This is a genomic window from Pseudomonas sp. MS15a(2019) (genome assembly GCF_013277805.1).
Classification (GTDB): Bacteria; Pseudomonadota; Gammaproteobacteria; order Pseudomonadales; family Pseudomonadaceae; genus Chryseomonas; species Chryseomonas benzopyrenica.
In genome coordinates this window covers 229,736-246,391 of record NZ_VBTN01000003.1, presented here as the reverse complement: position 1 = coordinate 246,391, position 16,656 = coordinate 229,736, and the positions used below count along the sequence as shown (strand labels likewise).

Here is a 16,656-nt window from a genome sequence, read left to right as displayed (position 1 = left end):
GGCTGGGGAGCCGTTCCCACTGTCACCAACTCAGCCCTACCCGCTACAACCCGCGTCGCTCCTAGCTTTCCCGCTTTTCAGCCTACTGTTCCGGCGCTGTCCCCGTCTCTGTGACCGTTTTCTAAGTGACTGATAAATATAGGTTTATTGTTTTTTAATCGTAACAGTAGGATTTGTTACTGGAGAACGGTGGTATTACGCAGCCGGAACAGTAAGACCAATCGCTGGAAGCCGCATACTGAGAGGGCTCGCAGGCCATCCAAAAAGTCGGTAACGCAGATTACGCCATCCCCAGCCCTGAACATAAAACGGGGCTAGTGCCCAATTAGCGCGATAATAGTCCGTCGCTCACGCTGATGCTCTCGCACGTTCACAGACGCTCACAGGCTGACGCTCAGGCGCTGGCCAAGGCGTTGACGAACAGGCTGGAAAGGCGCGTGGAGGAGGGCGAAAAGGAGGGGCTGGAAGAGGTCAGTGCTACAAATTTGCTACGAAACGAAGCGGAGGGCTCTGGAGGCCGTGCCAGACGGGCGTTTCAGGTTTGGTCGGCCCGATCCATCATGGGCGCCACGGAAAAGCGGCGGGACGGCTCAGGGCGCGTGGTTGCTGGGTTTGAGGCGGTTTCGGCAAGCATCTCGGTACGTCTGTTCTACGCTCGTTTTGCTACATTTCAGCCGATTTTCGCAGCCGGGCTACTACAGCGTAGCAATCGCAAAAGGTCAGGTAACAAGTTGGAATGGAGATGATAACGTCAGGCCACCGATAGTACGGGGCACCGGCTATACAGCACATTCCACATAGTGAGGGATAACGATCGAGTCTATCAGGAAAGCTAGGCATCCGAACGGAAGCTGACCGCCAGATCAACGAGCCACCGCCAGCATGCTGTGCTTTGTGGCGTTGGACTTTCTGTATCGCCTGCTTAAGAATACCGCTGAAGAGCAGTGCCGAGATTAGAGCTGAAGAAAACGCAAAAACACCTGATAGAAGCACCAGGCGTTTTTATCGGCTCGGATTGCTATGGCGCCGCCCTGATTCGTTCAGGCTGGCGAACCCGGCCTGACCCTAGCCTAGCAGTTCCCGCCGAACGATGTCTGCGCCCGCGCTCAAGGCGTTCAGCTTTCCCCTTGCCACTCTTCGCGACAGCGGCGCCATGCCACAATTGGTGCACGGATAGAGTTTGTCTGCAGCAACGAATTGCAGCGCGTTCCGCAGGGTTTGCGCGACCTCCTCGGGCGTTTCGATGGCGTTGCTCGCCACATCAATGGCGCCCACCATCACTTTCTTGCCGCGGATGAGTTCGATCAGCTCCAGGGGAACGCGCGAGTTATGGCATTCAAGGGAGACGATGTCGATCTTGGATTTCTGTAGCTTGGGAAAGGCTTCTTCGTATTGCCGCCACTCCGAGCCCAGGGTCTGCTTCCAGTCGGTATTGGCCTTGATACCGTAGCCGTAGCAGATGTGCACCGCCGTCTCGCACCTGAGTCCTTCGATCGCGCGCTCCAAGGCGGCGACTCCCCAGTCGTTGACTTCATCGAAGAAGACATTGAACGCCGGTTCATCGAACTGGATGATGTCGACGCCCGCCGCTTCCAGCTCCCTGGCTTCCTGGTTCAGGATGCCGGCGAACTCCCAGGCCAGTTTTTCCCGACTCTTGTAGTGATCGTCGTAGAGGGTATCGATCATGGTCATCGGGCCTGGTAGCGCCCACTTGATCGGCTGTGTCGTTTGCTGGCGGAGGTATTTGGCGTCTTCGATGAATACCGGCTTCCGGCGTTCGACAGCTCCCACTACCGTAGGTACGCTGGCGTCATAGCGATTACGAATTCTGACGACCTCGCGCTTGGCGAAATCGACACCGTTCAGGTTTTCGATAAAGGTGGTGACGAAGTGCTGGCGGGTTTGCTCGCCATCGCTGACGATGTCGATGCCAGCCTGCTGCTGTTCAAACAAAGACAGGCGTAGCGCGTCCTGTTTGCCTTCGAGTAATTCCTCGCCTTCCAACTTCCAGGGTGACCAGAGCGTTTCCGGTTGGGCGAGCCAAGAGGGCTTGGGCAGGCTTCCTGCGGTGGAAGTGGGTAGCAGCTTCTTCATTGGTACGGGCCTTGTGCAAATATTTAAAAGGAAGAGGTGGCAGACCACTGCTCAAGCAGGGATCGATAGGGTCTGATGAAATGCTCTTCAGTGAATTTTCCCTGCTCTATCGCCAGTTGGCTGCGCTCTTCCCGGTCGTATAGGATTCGGGTCAGCGAGTAATCCTGATGCCTCAGGTTAGGGCGATACAGGTGGCCCGCGACCGAATTTGCGTTGTAGATCTCAGGCCGATAGATCTTTTGAAAGGTATCCATGGTGCTGATTACGCTAATGAGTTCCAGGTGCGTATAGTCGTTCAGCAGGTCACCTGAAAAATAAAAGGCGAGAGGCGCAACGCTATTGGGTGGCATGAAGTAGCGCACCTTCAGTCCCATTTTTGCAAAATACTCATCGGTCAATGAGTATTCGTCTTGCCGATACTCGAGGCCGAGCACTGGGTGTTGATTTTCCGTGCGCTGATACAACCGGCTGGTGGAGACGCTGAGGCAGACGATTGGCGGTTTGCTGAAGTTGGCCTTGTAGGCGCTTGAGCCTACGAAGTCTTTGAATAATTTTCCATGTAGTTCGCCAAAATTTTCTGGGGTACTGAAGCCTTCTCTGTCCCTGTTGTGCTCGGAGAGCAGGATGCTGAAATCGTAATCACGCACATAGGACGAGAAGTTGTTTCCGGCTACGCCCTCTATGCGCTCTTCGGCGTGCCTGTCCAGGATGTTGGTCTTCAGGATTTCGATCAAGGGGATAGTGGCTTCGCCACCTGTGCAGTCGAGCCTCACTGCGACGGAGATGATGTCGAGTTCGATGCTGTATCTGTCCCCTTGCGGATTGTCCCAGTCAGCCAGGGAGTTGAAGCGATTATTCATCATCTTCAAGGTGTTTCTTAGGTTCTCCTGGCGATTGTCGCCTCTCGCCAGGTTGGCGAAATTAGTGGTGATGCGGGTGTTTTCCGAGGGGCGGTAGCGCTCGTCGAACGGCGTCTTTTTAATTAAATAATCGAAATTATGGCTCATCGCCAAATCGCTCCTTCTCAAACTTCAGGCAAAGAGCATCCGGTTGCCGGCATTGTCGTCATGATTCATTGCCGGAACTGGACTGACTAATATGAGCACTCAGTCTATTTCAGCGGTGACGCTATAGATAATGAATTGATTTCAAAAAAACTTTAGCGGGACTCATGATTAGGCCAGGGCCGGATCGCCTGTGAAGCGCTTCGGCAGACACCCTCACTAGGCCAACGTTTTCTCGGCCTGCTGCTGCCACTCCCGCTCCACCATCCGCTTCGCCTTGGCTTTATTCCGGTGTCATAGCCGCCGCGGCTCGCTCTGGTCGCCTGCGTTATGCGGTGACCGAGCCCTGGGCCAATTCAGGCGGCTACCAGGATCCGCTGCGACTGGTTAAAGCCGAAGGGGAGGCTTTGGCGTAGGGAAAGAACCCGCCGCAGATGCGTTCCAACGCTGGGCGCCTTTGGTCATAGGCGCTCCGGCAAACCTCAGGTATCCATCCCTTGACCACCTTTACACAAGCCTACATGCCAATCCGTAGCTGCCCCGCCGGGCGAACGGCTAGCATGCGCATCCAGATCGTCCGACTGTTCAGGTAGCCCCGATGTCGCTGTCATCCGAATCCCCGCGCTGGACCTCGCGCATCCTGCTGGTGGATGACGATCCGTCGATCCGCGAGTTGATTTGCGGTTACCTGGCGCGCTTCAGCATTAGTGCCCGGGGCGTGGGTAACGGCCTAGAAATGCGTCGGGCGCTGGCGGGGGAGGCCTTCGACCTGGTGGTGCTGGATCTGATGCTGCCGGGGGAGGATGGGCTTTCCCTCTGTCGTTCGCTGCGGCGCGACAGTGGCATTCCCATCCTGATGCTGACCGCCCAGTGCGAGCCGGCGGATCGCATCATCGGCCTGGAGCTGGGCGCCGACGACTACATGGCCAAACCTTTCGAACCGCGGGAGCTGGTGGCACGGATCCAGTCGGTACTGCGGCGGACCCAGGAGGGGCAGGTGACCCAACGCAAGGCGCCGCGGACCAGTGTCAGCTTCGATGGCTGGAAACTGGATGGTGTCCTGCACCAGTTGCATTCGCCCGCCGGGGTGATGGTGCCCCTGTCCAATGCCGAGGTGCGGCTGCTTTGGGTCTTCATCGAGCAGCCGCGCCAGGTGCTGAGCCGTGAGCAGTTGCTCGATGCCACCCGGGGACGGGCGATCGAGGCCTTCGATCGCAGCATCGATCTGCAGGTGTCGCGGCTGCGCAGCAAGTTGGGCGACGATCCCCGGGCGCCGCAGTTGATCAAGACCGTGCGCGGCGAGGGCTATCTGTTCGATGCCAGGCAGATAGGGCACTAGCCATGCGCCGCCTGGATACCTTGTTCGCTCGGCTGTTCGGGGTCTTTCTGCTGGCCATCCTGCTGGGCCATCTGCTGGCCTTCTTCTGGTTTCGCCATGGCCTCGGCGAGCGCCCGCCGCCACCTCCACCGCCCATGGAAGGCGAGGCCGCCTTCGATCGACCATCGCCGCCTGGGCCTTTCCCCCATCGGGAGCCCGGCGTGTGGCAGCGCATCGAGTGGTTCCTCGGCGGCCCCTTGATCTTCCAGCTGGGCTCGCTGGTGATCGCGGCCTGGCTCGGGGCGCGGCTGCTGACCCGGCCGCTGCGCCAGTTGACCGAGACCGCCGAGCACCTGAGCCATAACCTCGACGGTTCGCCCATTCCCGTCAGCGGCCCCTGGGAGACTCGCGAGGCCGCACGGGCGCTCAATCGCATGCACCAGCATCTGCTCGAACAACTCCAGCAGCGCGGGCGCATGCTCACGGCCATCTCCCATGATCTGCGCACGCCCCTGGCGCGGGTGAAGCTGCGCATCGAGGACATCGACGATCCGCGCCTGCATGCCCGGGTCAGCCAGGACGTGGACGACATGATCGAGTTGCTCGACGGCACCCTGAGGTATCTGCGCGAACAGCACCGCCAGGAGCGTCCCATCCTCTGCGACGTCCAGGCGTTGGTCGAGGCCATGGCTGAAGATGCGGCCGAGGAGGGCGCCCAGGTCGCGGTCCAGGGAGGTTGCCAGCCGCTGAAGGTGGCGCCCATGGCGTTGCGCTCCTGCCTCGGCAATCTGCTGCAGAACGCCCTGCGCTACGCCGGCCAGGCGGAGATCCAGTTGAGCGAACAGCCGGAGCGGCTGATCATCTCCATCCTCGATCGCGGCCCTGGGATACCGGCCCAGTATCGTGAGGCGGTGTTCGAACCCTTCTATCGCCTGGAGGGCTCGCGCAACAGATCCTCCGGGGGGACCGGGCTGGGGCTGGCCATCGCCCGGGAAGCGGCGGCGCACATGGGAGGCGAGCTGACGCTTGGCGAAACCCCCGGTGGCGGACTGACCTGCCAGGTGGTGCTGCCGCGCCCCTGATGTATCGCCGGGCATACAAAGTAGCCAAATGGCCGACATCCAGGCGGCGGATACTGGTAGGTGCGGAACACCGATGTCCGCATTTCCCAGGAGAGATATTCATGATCAGCGGAATAGCAGTGGCTACTCCAGCTACTACAGCAGTGCCAGCGCGATCAAAGGCACAGCTACGACAGCGTCCGGCAACAGCGTCAGCGGGGGTAAAGACGGCAACCCGTTGAAGAAGCTGTTCAGCAAGCTCGACAGCGATGGCGACGGCGCCATCAGCAAGAGCGAACTTACCGCCGCCGCCAGTGCGGCGAGCGATACCCAGACGGCTACCGACGAAAGCGGAGATATCGACGTCGACAAGTTGCTCGGCATGCTGGACCAGGATGGCGATGGCAGCGTCGGCGAGAGCGAATTTGCCTCGGCCTTCGCACCGCCGCCGGGTGCACCTGGCGCTCCCCAGGGGCAGAGGGGCACGGAGGAATCCAGCGATTCCAGCGTCGCGGGGCTGGGCGGTTCAGCGCGCCCGCCCATGCCTCCACCGCCGCCCCAGGGTACGAGCGGGCAAGGGGACACCGAGGCCGAGGCTAGCACTGGGACGGCGTCGAGCCCCTATGCGCAACGGGTTCAGGCGGTATTGCGCCAGTACCAGAGCATTGGCAGCAACGGCACCAGTAGCGCCACGGGTAGTACCTTGAACGTCGCTGCCTGAACGTAGGTCGATAGCGCAGGGCAGGGCGGCCAGGGGCCGTCCAGTCTGCACCCACTCAGGCTTCACGCGACTCCTTTCTCCGCGCCGCTCCCCGTGAGGGGTGAACCCCTTACCCCTCGACACCAGGTCCCTGGGTGCCGTCAGCTGGCTGCATCCCGGGCTAATTTCTTAGCTGTTTCAAGATGTTGCCATCACGGCTTGGCTTTGGATTCTCGCGGAAACGTTATGATATAACGTGCGCCTTCATTGGCTTGGCCGATACCTAGGTGTTAGCAGCGGGTATCGGCGTTTTCGCTTTGCTAAGGACTGTCATGCTTTCATCCCGCCCCCTCCGCACGGCCCTGACCGCTTCGGCCTTGGCCACCCTGGTCGCGTTCGTGCCGACCCTTTCCAGCGCTCAGGAACGCGTCTTCGATGTGGTTGGCCCCTTCGAGATCGGTGGTCTGGACCCGTCGATTTCCGGCTTCGTCTTCCAGCGCATGCAGATCGCCGAGACCCTGCTCGAAGCCGATGGCCAGGGCAAGCCGATCGCTGGACTGGCAGAGCGCTGGACGGAATTGGCAGATGGCCTGACCTGGCGGCTCGCCATTCGCCAGGGGGTGAAATTCCATGACGGCAGCGACCTCACGGCGGAAGCCGCGGCCGCTGCGCTCAATGCGGCACGCGGCAAGCCCGGAGTACTCAAGCAGGCAGGCATGGAATCGGTCACTGCCGAGGGTAACGAGGTGGTGATCCGCCTGGCGAAACCCTTCAAGCCCTTGCTGGCCCTGTTGGCGCATTCCTCCACCAATATCCTGGCGCCCGCCGCCTATGATGCCGATGGCAAGGTGCAGAAGATCATCGGCACGGGACCGTACCAGCTGACCCTGCTGGAGCCGCCCCAGCGTCTGGCCGCCGAGCGCTTCGCCGGCTACTGGGGCACCCAGCCGGAGATCGCCAAGACCACCTACCTGGCCGCCGGCCGCGGCGAGACCCGCACCCTGATGGCTGAAAGCGGCGATGCCGAACTGGTGTTCCAGCTCGATCCGCCCAGCATCGCGCGACTCAAGCGCTCCAGCAATCTCAAGGTACTGATCGAGCCGGTTCCGCGGGTGGTGTTGCTGACCCCCAACTCCGGCGCTGGCGCCACCGCGCCGGTCGAGGTGCGGCAGGCGCTCAGTCTGGCCATCCAGCGTGAGGGCGTCGCCGCCGCCGTGTTGCGCGCCCCGGGTACCGGTGCGACCCAGCTGTTCGCCAAGAACGTGCCCGCCTGGCATGACCCCGAGCTGGCGCCGCTCGCCTATGATCCGGCGGCGTCGCGCAAGCTGCTGGCCGGCCAGGGCTGGACTGCGGGAGCCGATGGCATCCTGCAGAAGGACGGCAAGCCGCTCAGGCTCAAGCTGCTGACCTATTCGGATCGTCCCGAGTTGCCGCTGATCGCTACCGCCCTGCAGGCGCAGTTGCGCGAAGTGGGCGTGGACGTGGAAGTCGCAGTGCAGAACTCCAGCGCCATCCCCGCCGCCCACAACGACGGCTCGCTGCAGCTGGCGCTCTACGGTCGCAACTTCGCACTGGTGCCTGATCCCCTGGTCACCCTGCTCAATGACTTCAGCCACGGTGGCGCCGAATGGGGCCCGCTGGGGTGGCAGAATCCGGCCTTCGATCAGGCCTTGGCCGCGCTGCTGGCCAGCGATGATCCGGCCGAGCAACAGCGTCAGCGCTACGCCGCCATGGCCCAGGTGCAAAAGGACCTGCCGGTGATCCCGGTGGCCTGGTATCGCCAGACCATGGCCGTGTCCAATGCCGTCCAAGGCGCCGCCATCGATCCCTTCGAGCGCACCTTTGGCCTGAGCAAGATGCGGTGGAGCCAATGACCCGCCTGCTCGCCTTTCGCCTGCTGCAGGCGGGCCTGGTCGCCCTGCTGGTCGGGGGGCTCACCTTCCTGTTCATGAACCTGCTGCCGGGCGACGCCGCCTACCGCATCGCCGCCGGACGTTACGGTTACGACCTGGTGGATACCGCGGCGGCCGAGGCCGTGCGGGCCGAGCTCAATCTGGATCAGCCGCTGCTGTGGCGCTTCTTCGCCTGGATCGGCGATCTGCTGACCCTGGATCTCGGCCATTCGCTGGTCTCCGGCAAGCCGGTGATGGATGTCGTCGCCCACGAACTGGGCAGCTCCATCCGCCTGGCCATTGGCGCCGTCTGCCTGTCGCTGCTGCTGGGGCCGCCGCTGGGCGTGGTGGCCGGTCTGCGTCCGGGCAGCCTGCTGGACCGCGGCCTGCTGCTGTTGACCACCGCAATCCGCGCGCTGCCGCAATTCGTCCTGGGCGTTATCTTCGTGCTGTTGTTCGCCATCTCCTGGCAGCTGTTCCCGGCGGCCGGGCACGGCACCTTCTGGCACAGCGTGCTACCCACGCTGACCTTGGCCCTGGGGCTGGCCGCCGTGTCGTCCCGGGTCGCTCGGGATGCCACCGTGGAGGTCGCGGCCTCCGCCTATTACAGCTTCGGCCGCCTCAAGGGCCTGAGAGGCGCCGGGGTCTTCCTGCGCCACGGCCTGCGCAATATCGGCGTGCCGGTGGTGACCTACCTGGGCGTGCAGCTGGTGTATCTCATCGAAGGCGTGGTGGTGGTGGAGACGCTGTTCGCCTGGCCGGGCATCGGTCACGGCCTGGTCCACGCCATCGTTCAGCGCGACGTGCCCATGGTGCAGGGCACCGCCCTGGCGATGGGACTGCTGTTCGTCATCCTCAATACCCTGGTCGATCTCGCCAATCATCTGATCGACCCGCGCGGGAGAAACGCATGAATCTCGACGCTACCGCTGCCCTGGCGGCGCCTCCAGTGAAGTCTTCCGCGCGCGGACTGGGCCTGGCTCTGCTGGCCGCCTTGATCGCCTTCGCCACGCTCACTCCGCTGCTCTGGCAGGGCGACATCGCCCGCCAGGACTATATGGCGATCCTCGCGGCACCCAGCAGCGCCTATCCCCTGGGCACCGATCACCTGGGTCGTGACATGCTGGCGCGGCTGTCGGTAGCCATCCGCTTCTCGCTGGGGCTGGCCTTCATCAGCGTCTGCACCGCCGCCATCCCGGGCGTGCTGATGGGTATCCTGGCCGCCTGGAAGGGCGGGCTGGTCGACAAGCTGCTGGGCGGACTGGCCGAATTGTTCCTGGCCCTGCCAGGCCTGCTGCTGGTCCTGCTGATCGTCGCGGTGTTTCCCGGTTCCTTCGTCGCCCTCTATAGCGCCGTGGCCCTGGTGCTGTGGGTGGAGTACTTCCGCATGACCCGCGCGCTGTCGCGCACCGTACTGGCTTCGCCGGCGGTAGCCGCCAGCCAGCTGCTGGGCTTCGGGCCGGTCTACATCGTGCGCCGTCATCTCTGGCCGCAACTGGCACCGGTTCTCCTGACCATCGCTGCCTTTGGCGCCGCCTCGACCATCATGGCTATCGCCGCCCTGGGCTTCGTCAGCATCGGCGTACGGCCGCCCACCGCCGAGCTGGGGCTGATGATCACCGAATTGCTGCCTTATTACGCCGAAGCGCCACTGGTCATCGCCCTGCCGATCCTCGCGATCTTTCTGACCGTGCTGTCGCTGCTGCTCATCACCGGAGGACGCAAGCCATGACCGCCTTGCTCACTACCACGGCGCTGGAGATCCGTACCGCCGAGGCTCAGTTGGTGGAACCGCTGTCCATCCGCCTGGCGCCGGGTCAGGTGTTGTCCATCATCGGCGAGACAGGTTCGGGCAAGAGTCTGTTCGCCCAGGGAGTGGTCGGTAACCTGCCGGCAGGACTGCAGGCCCACGGGCAGATCGGCCTGGCGGACGGCTTCAGCGAAGAGGGCCGCCAGGCCGGTCGCCGCGAGCATTGGGGCAGGGGGCTGGCGGTGCTGCCCCAGGAACCCTGGCTGAGCCTGGACCCGACCATGAAGGCCCTGTCCCAGGTCACCGAGACCTATACCCAGGTGGTTGGCCTCGGCCGTGCCGAAGCCCGCGCCAAGGCCAGCGCGGATCTGGCGCGCCTGGGTCTGGCCGGCGCCGAGCGCAAGTATCCCTTCCAGCTTTCCGGGGGCATGGCCCAGCGCCTGGCCTTTGCCGCCACCCATGCCGGTGGCTCGCCGGTACTCATCGCCGACGAGCCCACCAAGGGCCTGGATCGCGATCGCATCGACGAGGTGATCGACCTGCTCAAGGCCATGCTGGCCGAGGGCGGGAGCCTGCTCATCATCACCCACGACCTGGAAGTCGCGCGCCGGCTGGGTGGCGAGGTGATGATCATGCTCAAGGGGCGGGTGATCGAATCGGGCACGGCTGAGCAGGTACTGGGCCAGCCGCAGCATGCCTATACCCGCCAGTTGCTGGCTGCCGATCCCGCGCAATGGTCGAAACGTGCCGCGCGACCGCTCGCCGATGACGCCGTGGTCGCGGTGGAAGGCCTGTCCGCCCAGCGCGGCGGCAAGCAGCTGTTCGAGGAGCTGTCCTTTACCGTCCGGCCCGGCGAGATCCTCGGCGTGACCGGGCCGTCTGGCTGCGGCAAGTCGACCCTGGGCGACATCCTGCTCGGCTTGGCCGCGCCCAGTAGCGGGGCGATCCGGCGCCAGCCTGGTCTGAGTCGCTGCGCTTTCCAGAAGCTGCACCAGGACCCGGTGGCCGCTTTCGCACCCTCGGTGACCCTGCGCCAATTGCTGGCGGATCTGGTGCGGTTGCATCGCCTGGAGGCGGCGCGGATTGGCCGGCTGATGCAGCGCCTGCGGCTCGATGAGCGGCTGCTGGATCGCTTGCCCGGCAACATCTCCGGCGGCGAATTGCAGCGTTTTTCCCTGCTGCGCGTGCTCTTGCTCGATCCAGCGCTGATCTTTGCCGACGAACCCAGCTCGCGGCTGGATCTCATCACCCAGCAGGAGATGATCGAGCTGCTGGTCGAGACGGCTGAGGAATCCGGGACCGCCATCCTCCTGGTCAGCCATGACGAGGACCTGGTGGAGGCCGTCGCCGATCGGCGCATCCATCTGGGCACCCACACCAGCCCCCTGCAGGACCAAGCGCCGGCACGGGAGCAGGGCAGCCGCCTGGCTGAATCTCTGACCTGAGATCAGGGCCGCACGGGGGGGCGGGCCTGCCAACAGACGTCGCCAAGGCCGTGGTGGGATGCCACTGCCTTCGTGCGCGCGTCTTTCCAACAACTAGATCACCCACACTCCGCAGAGGACTTCATGGAACGCTTGCGCTATCAGAAAGGATTACCCCGAGCCAGTCGCTGGTTGCACGGCAGGCGCCTGGCCGCGCCGCTGGCACTGGGCGTATTGGGCGGCTGTATGGGGCTGCTGACGGGCGAGGAGGCCAGGGCCGACGGCTTCCTGGACGACAGCAAGCTCACCCTGACCCTGCGCAACTATTATTTCGGCAGCGATCGCCGCAACGGCCGGGCCGATCAGAAGGATTGGACCCAGGGCTTTCTGCTCGACTACCAGTCCGGCTTCACCCAGGGCACGGTCGGGTTGGGCGTCGACGCGTTCGGCTACCTGGGCCTGAAGCTCGATGGCGGTCCCGGGCGCCGAGGAACCGGCAATCTACCCGTCCATGCCGGCAACCAACCGGCGGACGAGTATTCCCGCGCCGGCGCGGCGGCCAAGCTGCGTCTGGGACAGACGGTGGTGCGCTACGGTCAGCAACTGCCCACGGCACCGGTCTTCGCCATCAGCACCAGCCGCCTGCTGCCCCAGAGTGCCACCGGCTGGAGCATCCTCAGCACGGACATCTCCGGCCTGACGCTGGAAGCCGGACATTTCACCTCGGGTACCGATCAGGTCAGCACCAACCGGGACGGTGATCTCTGGGCCGGTTATGCCCGGCGCCGCGCGGATCACGTCGACTACGCCGGGGGCAAGTACGCCTTGGCCAAGGGTGTCAGCCTGTCGCTCTACGCGGCCCAGCTCGACGACATCTGGAATCAGTACTACGGCAACTTCAACCTGGTGCAGCCATTGTCGGCGAGCCAGTCGCTGACCTTCGATGCCAACCTGTACCGGACCCTCGATACCGGTGCCGCCAACGCCGGTCCCATCGACAACACGGCCTACAGCTTCGCCGCAGCCTACAGCCTCGGTCCGCAGACCTTTACCCTGGGCTGGCAGCGGATCGATGGGGATACGCCCTTCGACTACATCGGCATGGGCGACAACGGGCGCACCGGCGGCGGGCTGTTCCTCGGCAATGCCTCGATGTTCTCCGACTTCAACGCTCCCGGCGAGCGCTCCTGGCAAGCACGCTACGACCTCAACTTCAAGACGCTGGGCGTGCCCGGTCTCAGCCTCATGACCCGCTACATCAAGGGCAGTGACATCGATGGCAGCAACCTGCCCGTCACCAGCGCCTATCGCGGGCTGTACGGCGCCGACGACCGGGAGCGGGAGCTGAATCTGGAAGGGCGCTATGTCGTGCAATCCGGCTCGGCCAAGGGTCTGTCCATCCGGGTACGCCAGGCCTGGCATCGCGGCTCGCTGTCCACCGGCGGTTCGGTCGATCAGCTGCGGGTGATCGTCGACTATCCGCTGCGCCTGCTCTAGCGCCGGCAATCGTTACCGCGAGGAGCGACGAACCGACCGCTGGCAGCCGGTTCGCTGCCGCCCGTCGCGCCTGGCTTAAGAGGACTCTGTTGCGCCGATAGCTCTAATAGTCACTTTATTAGGGATGCCCAACTCATGAGTCTGCGCAGTCTGAACGTCGCCCCCCGCGCCGTCCTGTTCTTTTCCGTGATCGTCCTGATTGTCTTCGGACTCGGCGCCGTCGCCGTGGTACAGATGGGCAAGCTCTACGAGGCGGAACAGGACGTGGAGACCAGTTGGCTACCAGGTAACCAGTTGGCGGCGAAGATGGGCGGCGGGCTGCTGCGTTTGCGTCTGGAAAGTCTGAGGGGCACCACCACGCCGGATCCGCAGCTGCGCGCCCAGACCGTCGCGGCCTTTCCCGGCTATCGCGATGCCTTCTTCGCGGCGGTGAAAGAGTACGAGGCGACCCTGGCCAGCGACGAAGACCGCCAGTTGTACGCGGCCGTGGTCAAGGGGGCGGAAGGCTACCGGACCTTGCTGGAAGCCTTCGAGCAGAAACTGCGCACAGGTGACAACGAAGGTGCCATCGTCCTGATCAATACGTCGATACGCCCGCTCACCAATGCGCTGGAAAAGCACATCGCCGAGCTGAGTGCCTTCAACGAGCGCGGCGCCAAGGCCGCCGGAATCGCGGCAAAGGCCACCTTCACCACGGGCCTGTACTGGGTTTATGGCCTCATCGCCCTGACCGTTCTGGCCACCGTAGTGCTGGCCGCCCTGCTGATCCGCAGCATCACGCGACCGGTTGGCGAAGCCCTGCGCATCGCCCAACGGATCGCCCGCAAGGATCTGACCGAGCGGATCACCGTGGTCGGTCGTGACGAGGCGGCCGGCATGCTGCAGGCCCTGGCCCAGATGCAGGGCAATCTGCGCGACACCGTTTCCCATATCGCCGACAGCTCGACCCAGTTGGCCTCCGCGGCAGAGGAGATGACCGCCGTGATCGACGAAGCCAGCCGGGGTTATGTACGGCAGAACGACGAGGTCAATCAGGCGGCCAGCGCCGTAACCGAGATGAGTTCGGCGGTGGAGGAGGTCGCGCGGAATGCCGCCGATGCGGCCAGCACCTCGCTGCACACCCAGACCCTGACCAGCGAAGGCCTGGACAAGGTCACCCGCACGGTCCAGTCGATCGAGGCGCTGGCCCAGAACGTGGCCAGTACCAGTGAGCAGATCCAGGCGCTGTCGTCCCGTGCCCAGGACATCAACGCCGTGGTCGAAGTCATTCGCGCCATCGCCGAACAGACCAACCTGCTGGCACTGAATGCGGCCATCGAGGCGGCCCGGGCGGGCGAGCAGGGACGCGGCTTCGCCGTGGTCGCCGACGAGGTCCGGGCGCTGGCCCATCGTACTCAGCAGTCGACCCGCGAGATCGAACAGATGATCGGCGCCATCCAGAGCGATTCGTCGTTGGCCGTCAAGGCCATGGCCGAGAGTCAGCAGCTGGCCGGGGAATCCACGTCGGTCGCCCAACTGGCCAATGTGTCCCTGGAGCAGATCGCCGAATCCATCTCCCAGATCAACGACCGCAATGCGGTCATCGCCACCGCCGCCGAAGAGCAGGCGCAGGTGGCCCGGGAAATCGATCGCAACATCACCAGCATCCGGGATCTGGCGACCCAAAGCGCGACCGGTGCCACCCAGACCGCCAGCGCTAGCGCCGAGGTATCCAAGCTCGCTACCGGCCTGAATCGCGTGGTTCGCGAATTCGCCGTCTAGGCAGGGTGCGGAGGCGGGAAGGGCTTGCAGCGTCCAGCTGCAGGTTCTTCGCTGTAATAGCTCGACTAATGAGGGCCGCAGCCTGTTCGCCGGTACCGGTGCACGAACTCCGGCAGCGTGGCTTGCCGCTGGAATGCCTGAGGCACAATCTTTAGTATTCGGTTACATCGCCTCTGTTATCGGGTAGAGAACGAATCGGCGCTTGGCCTGCCTAAACAGTGTCCAAACAACCCGGAGTCCTACCATGAACGCGAAGAAAATCTCTGCTTTGATGTTTGCTGGTCTGATCGCTGCCAGTGGCGCTGCATTCGCCACCGAAGGTGCAGGCAATCCGCCGAAGGCCAACAGTGCCGGCATGGGCACCCCGGCTGGCCAGAAGACCGGTGAAGGCGCAGGTGCTGCGACCGGTGCCGGCAAGACCACGCTCAATGAGCAAGGTCAGAAGAAGCAGCAGTAAGGGTCTAGGGCCGCTGGTGCGTCTGGCGGCCCCTAACCTCTGTCTAGAATGGAACTTTATAGGCCTCCTCTGTCCAACGGGGCCGAGCGTGTGGGTACAGGGGTTAGATGGTGAGTGCGGAACAGAGCAAGGTTGTCCTGGTCGTCGAGGATGAGCCGCAGATTTTGATGATTCTGGCGGATTATCTTGCCGAGCTGGGTTACACCGTCCTACAGGCTCCCTCGTCGCTCGAAGCCTTTCGTATCCTGGCCGGTCGGCCGCGTCTCGATCTGCTGATCACCGACTTTCGCCTGCCCGATGACGTCTCCGGCGTGATGATCGCCGAGCCCGCCCTCAAGTTGCGTCCCGACCTCAAGGTCCTGTTCATCAGTGGTTATCCCGCCGAAATCATCGATACCGGTTCGCCGTTGCTGGGCAAGGTCCCCTTGCTGACCAAGCCCTTCTCCCTCGAGCGTCTTCACCTGCAGGTGCAGAAGCTGTTCGGCGCCTGATCCGCTACTTTCCCATAGATCGTTTTTCCGCCAGGACAGTCTATTGATCAGGTGCGACCAGTTCGGTCGCCTCAGGTTGGGAGACAACGGCGTCCATGGCCATCAAGCATTTCACTCATCACGAAGCGATCTCGTCCGCCGTTCCGGCTGAACAGGGTTTTGAAGCGGTCATCGCCGTCAAGGCACGGCGCGAAGATGCCCATCCGACCTTTCACAAGGTCGCGACGGAGCGTCATTTCGATCTCGCCTCCGAAGCGGAGGAGGCCGCCGATGCCGCGCTCAATCGCGTGACGGAGATCGGCGACGACGATGAACTCCTCTGGGACGAGCAGGCCGTCTGATGAAGAGAGACCAGGAGCGGGACGAAGAACCGCGACAGAGCCAGGAGTCCACGCCGGATGACCCGGAGCTGAGTCGCGAAGAAGAAGAGGACGTCGACGAAAACCAGTTGCCACGCGCCGTGGTGCTCCACGAGATCATCCGCACCCAGGGTGATCACGAATTGGAACGGACCATCGCGGCGTTGTTCTGGTCGGCGCTGGCCGCCGGCCTGACCATGGGGCTCTCGCTGATGGCGATGGGGCTGCTCAACGCCAATCTGCCCGAGGGCGGCTACAGCAAGGTCATCGCCAGCTTTGGCTATTCGGCCGGCTTCCTGGCGGTGATCCTGGCTCGTCAGCAACTGTTCACCGAAAACACCCTGACGGCGGTGCTGCCGGTGATGAGCGAACCCACCCTGCATAACTTCGGTCGCCTGGGGCGGCTGTGGGGGGTGGTACTGGTGGGTAATCTCCTCGGGACCATCCTGGTCGCCTATGTGATCCTCCATCTGCCGCTGTTCGATGCCAAGGCCGACGCGAAATTCTTGGAGATAGGAACCAAGGTGATGGAAAACGATGCCTCGGCGATGTTCGCCAAGGGCATCGTATCCGGCTGGATGATCGCCACCATGGTCTGGATGCTGCCGGCTGCGGAGCACGCCAGGATCTGGATCATCGTGCTCATCACCTACCTGATGGCCCTGGGGGACTTCACCCACATCGTGGTCGGCAGTCTGGAGGTGGCTTACCTGGTGTTCGCCGGAGAGGCGAGCTGGGGCGATTTCTGGCTGACCTTCGCCGGGCCGACACTGGCCGGCAACATCGTCGGCGGCAGTCTGATCTTTGCGCTGATCAGCCATGCCCAGGTGCGCAGCGACACCTGAAAG

The 16,656-nt window shown here is 63.4% G+C and carries 15 protein-coding genes; 13 read left to right on the top strand and 2 right to left on the bottom strand.

Translation table 11 applies throughout. The annotated features are described in order from the left end of the window. Positions 1-1,065: 1,065 nt before the first annotated feature. Positions 1,066-2,094 (bottom strand): methionine synthase, encoded by a 1,029-nt coding sequence (locus tag FEZ61_RS04690; protein ID WP_173147505.1) that lies wholly within the window; start codon positions 2,092-2,094, stop codon positions 1,066-1,068. Between the two features lie 23 nt (positions 2,095-2,117). Then, positions 2,118-3,101, bottom strand: a complete 984-nt coding sequence (locus tag FEZ61_RS04685) for a DUF1852 domain-containing protein (protein WP_173147503.1) — start codon at positions 3,099-3,101, stop codon at positions 2,118-2,120. A gap of 595 nt (positions 3,102-3,696) precedes the next feature. Between FEZ61_RS04685 and FEZ61_RS04680 the strand changes: the two genes are divergently transcribed. The 13 genes from FEZ61_RS04680 to FEZ61_RS04620 all read left to right on the top strand — a co-directional run bounded on the left by FEZ61_RS04680 (position 3,697) and on the right by FEZ61_RS04620 (position 16,653). After that, positions 3,697-4,437 (top strand): response regulator, encoded by a 741-nt coding sequence (locus FEZ61_RS04680; protein ID WP_093251123.1) that lies wholly within the window; start codon positions 3,697-3,699, stop codon positions 4,435-4,437. 2 nt (positions 4,438-4,439) lie between these two features. Beyond that, positions 4,440-5,498, top strand: a complete 1,059-nt coding sequence (locus FEZ61_RS04675) for an ATP-binding protein (RefSeq protein WP_173147501.1) — start codon at positions 4,440-4,442, stop codon at positions 5,496-5,498. 217 nt (positions 5,499-5,715) lie between these two features. Next, positions 5,716-6,198, top strand: coding sequence for an EF-hand domain-containing protein (locus FEZ61_RS04670; protein ID WP_173147499.1), 483 nt, complete (start codon positions 5,716-5,718; stop codon positions 6,196-6,198). Between the two features lie 311 nt (positions 6,199-6,509). Next, positions 6,510-8,051, top strand: coding sequence for an ABC transporter substrate-binding protein (locus tag FEZ61_RS04665; protein WP_173147497.1), 1,542 nt, complete (start codon positions 6,510-6,512; stop codon positions 8,049-8,051). Then, a complete protein-coding gene (locus FEZ61_RS04660; RefSeq protein WP_064308691.1) occupies positions 8,048-8,983 on the top strand; it encodes an ABC transporter permease in 936 nt (311 codons plus the stop codon). The genes FEZ61_RS04665 and FEZ61_RS04660 overlap by 4 nt, the downstream gene beginning before the upstream one ends. Then, entirely contained in the window at positions 8,980-9,801 is an 822-nt protein-coding gene (locus FEZ61_RS04655) for an ABC transporter permease (protein ID WP_173147495.1), read from the top strand. Before FEZ61_RS04660 ends, FEZ61_RS04655 begins: the two co-directional genes overlap by 4 nt. After that, positions 9,798-11,264: an ATP-binding cassette domain-containing protein gene (locus tag FEZ61_RS04650; RefSeq protein WP_173147493.1), complete on the top strand. Its 1,467-nt coding sequence runs from the start codon at positions 9,798-9,800 to the stop codon at positions 11,262-11,264. The genes FEZ61_RS04655 and FEZ61_RS04650 overlap by 4 nt, the downstream gene beginning before the upstream one ends. Before the next feature lie 123 nt (positions 11,265-11,387). Then, the gene (locus FEZ61_RS04645) at positions 11,388-12,740 is read left to right on the top strand and encodes an OprD family porin (protein ID WP_173147491.1); all 1,353 of its coding nucleotides are present in this window, start codon (positions 11,388-11,390) and stop codon (positions 12,738-12,740) included. Between the two features lie 135 nt (positions 12,741-12,875). Beyond that, on the top strand, positions 12,876-14,501 hold the full coding sequence (locus FEZ61_RS04640; protein ID WP_160922463.1) for a methyl-accepting chemotaxis protein: 1,626 nt from the start codon (positions 12,876-12,878) through the stop codon (positions 14,499-14,501). Between the two features lie 244 nt (positions 14,502-14,745). After that, positions 14,746-14,958 (top strand): hypothetical protein, encoded by a 213-nt coding sequence (locus FEZ61_RS04635; RefSeq protein WP_160922462.1) that lies wholly within the window; start codon positions 14,746-14,748, stop codon positions 14,956-14,958. Between the two features lie 110 nt (positions 14,959-15,068). Continuing rightward, on the top strand, positions 15,069-15,449 hold the full coding sequence (locus tag FEZ61_RS04630; RefSeq protein WP_173148082.1) for a response regulator: 381 nt from the start codon (positions 15,069-15,071) through the stop codon (positions 15,447-15,449). 95 nt (positions 15,450-15,544) lie between these two features. Then, positions 15,545-15,790 carry a hypothetical protein gene (locus tag FEZ61_RS04625; protein ID WP_017640235.1) on the top strand — a complete coding sequence of 82 codons (246 nt, stop codon included), beginning with the start codon at positions 15,545-15,547 and terminating at the stop codon, positions 15,788-15,790. Next, positions 15,790-16,653 carry a formate/nitrite transporter family protein gene (locus FEZ61_RS04620; protein ID WP_064308696.1) on the top strand — a complete coding sequence of 288 codons (864 nt, stop codon included), beginning with the start codon at positions 15,790-15,792 and terminating at the stop codon, positions 16,651-16,653. The genes FEZ61_RS04625 and FEZ61_RS04620 overlap by 1 nt, the downstream gene beginning before the upstream one ends. Positions 16,654-16,656: the final 3 nt, after the last annotated feature.

Bases quoted from the DNA above. Each gene is read 5' to 3' on its own strand.
- FEZ61_RS04640 (WP_160922463.1), top strand. From the start codon at position 12,876: ATGAGTCTGCGCAGTCTGAACGTCGCCCCCCGCGCCGTCCTGTTCTTT.
- FEZ61_RS04665 (WP_173147497.1), top strand. From the start codon at position 6,510: ATGCTTTCATCCCGCCCCCTCCGCACGGCCCTGACCGCTTCGGCCTTG.
- FEZ61_RS04635 (WP_160922462.1), top strand. From the start codon at position 14,746: ATGAACGCGAAGAAAATCTCTGCTTTGATGTTTGCTGGTCTGATCGCT.
- FEZ61_RS04675 (WP_173147501.1), top strand. From the start codon at position 4,440: ATGCGCCGCCTGGATACCTTGTTCGCTCGGCTGTTCGGGGTCTTTCTG.
- FEZ61_RS04625 (WP_017640235.1), top strand. From the start codon at position 15,545: ATGGCCATCAAGCATTTCACTCATCACGAAGCGATCTCGTCCGCCGTT.
- FEZ61_RS04660 (WP_064308691.1), top strand. From the start codon at position 8,048: ATGACCCGCCTGCTCGCCTTTCGCCTGCTGCAGGCGGGCCTGGTCGCC.
- FEZ61_RS04655 (WP_173147495.1), top strand. From the start codon at position 8,980: ATGAATCTCGACGCTACCGCTGCCCTGGCGGCGCCTCCAGTGAAGTCT.
- FEZ61_RS04685 (WP_173147503.1), bottom strand. From the start codon at position 3,101: ATGAGCCATAATTTCGATTATTTAATTAAAAAGACGCCGTTCGACGAG.
- FEZ61_RS04690 (WP_173147505.1), bottom strand. From the start codon at position 2,094: ATGAAGAAGCTGCTACCCACTTCCACCGCAGGAAGCCTGCCCAAGCCC.
- FEZ61_RS04680 (WP_093251123.1), top strand. From the start codon at position 3,697: ATGTCGCTGTCATCCGAATCCCCGCGCTGGACCTCGCGCATCCTGCTG.
- FEZ61_RS04620 (WP_064308696.1), top strand. From the start codon at position 15,790: ATGAAGAGAGACCAGGAGCGGGACGAAGAACCGCGACAGAGCCAGGAG.
- FEZ61_RS04650 (WP_173147493.1), top strand. From the start codon at position 9,798: ATGACCGCCTTGCTCACTACCACGGCGCTGGAGATCCGTACCGCCGAG.
- FEZ61_RS04645 (WP_173147491.1), top strand. From the start codon at position 11,388: ATGGAACGCTTGCGCTATCAGAAAGGATTACCCCGAGCCAGTCGCTGG.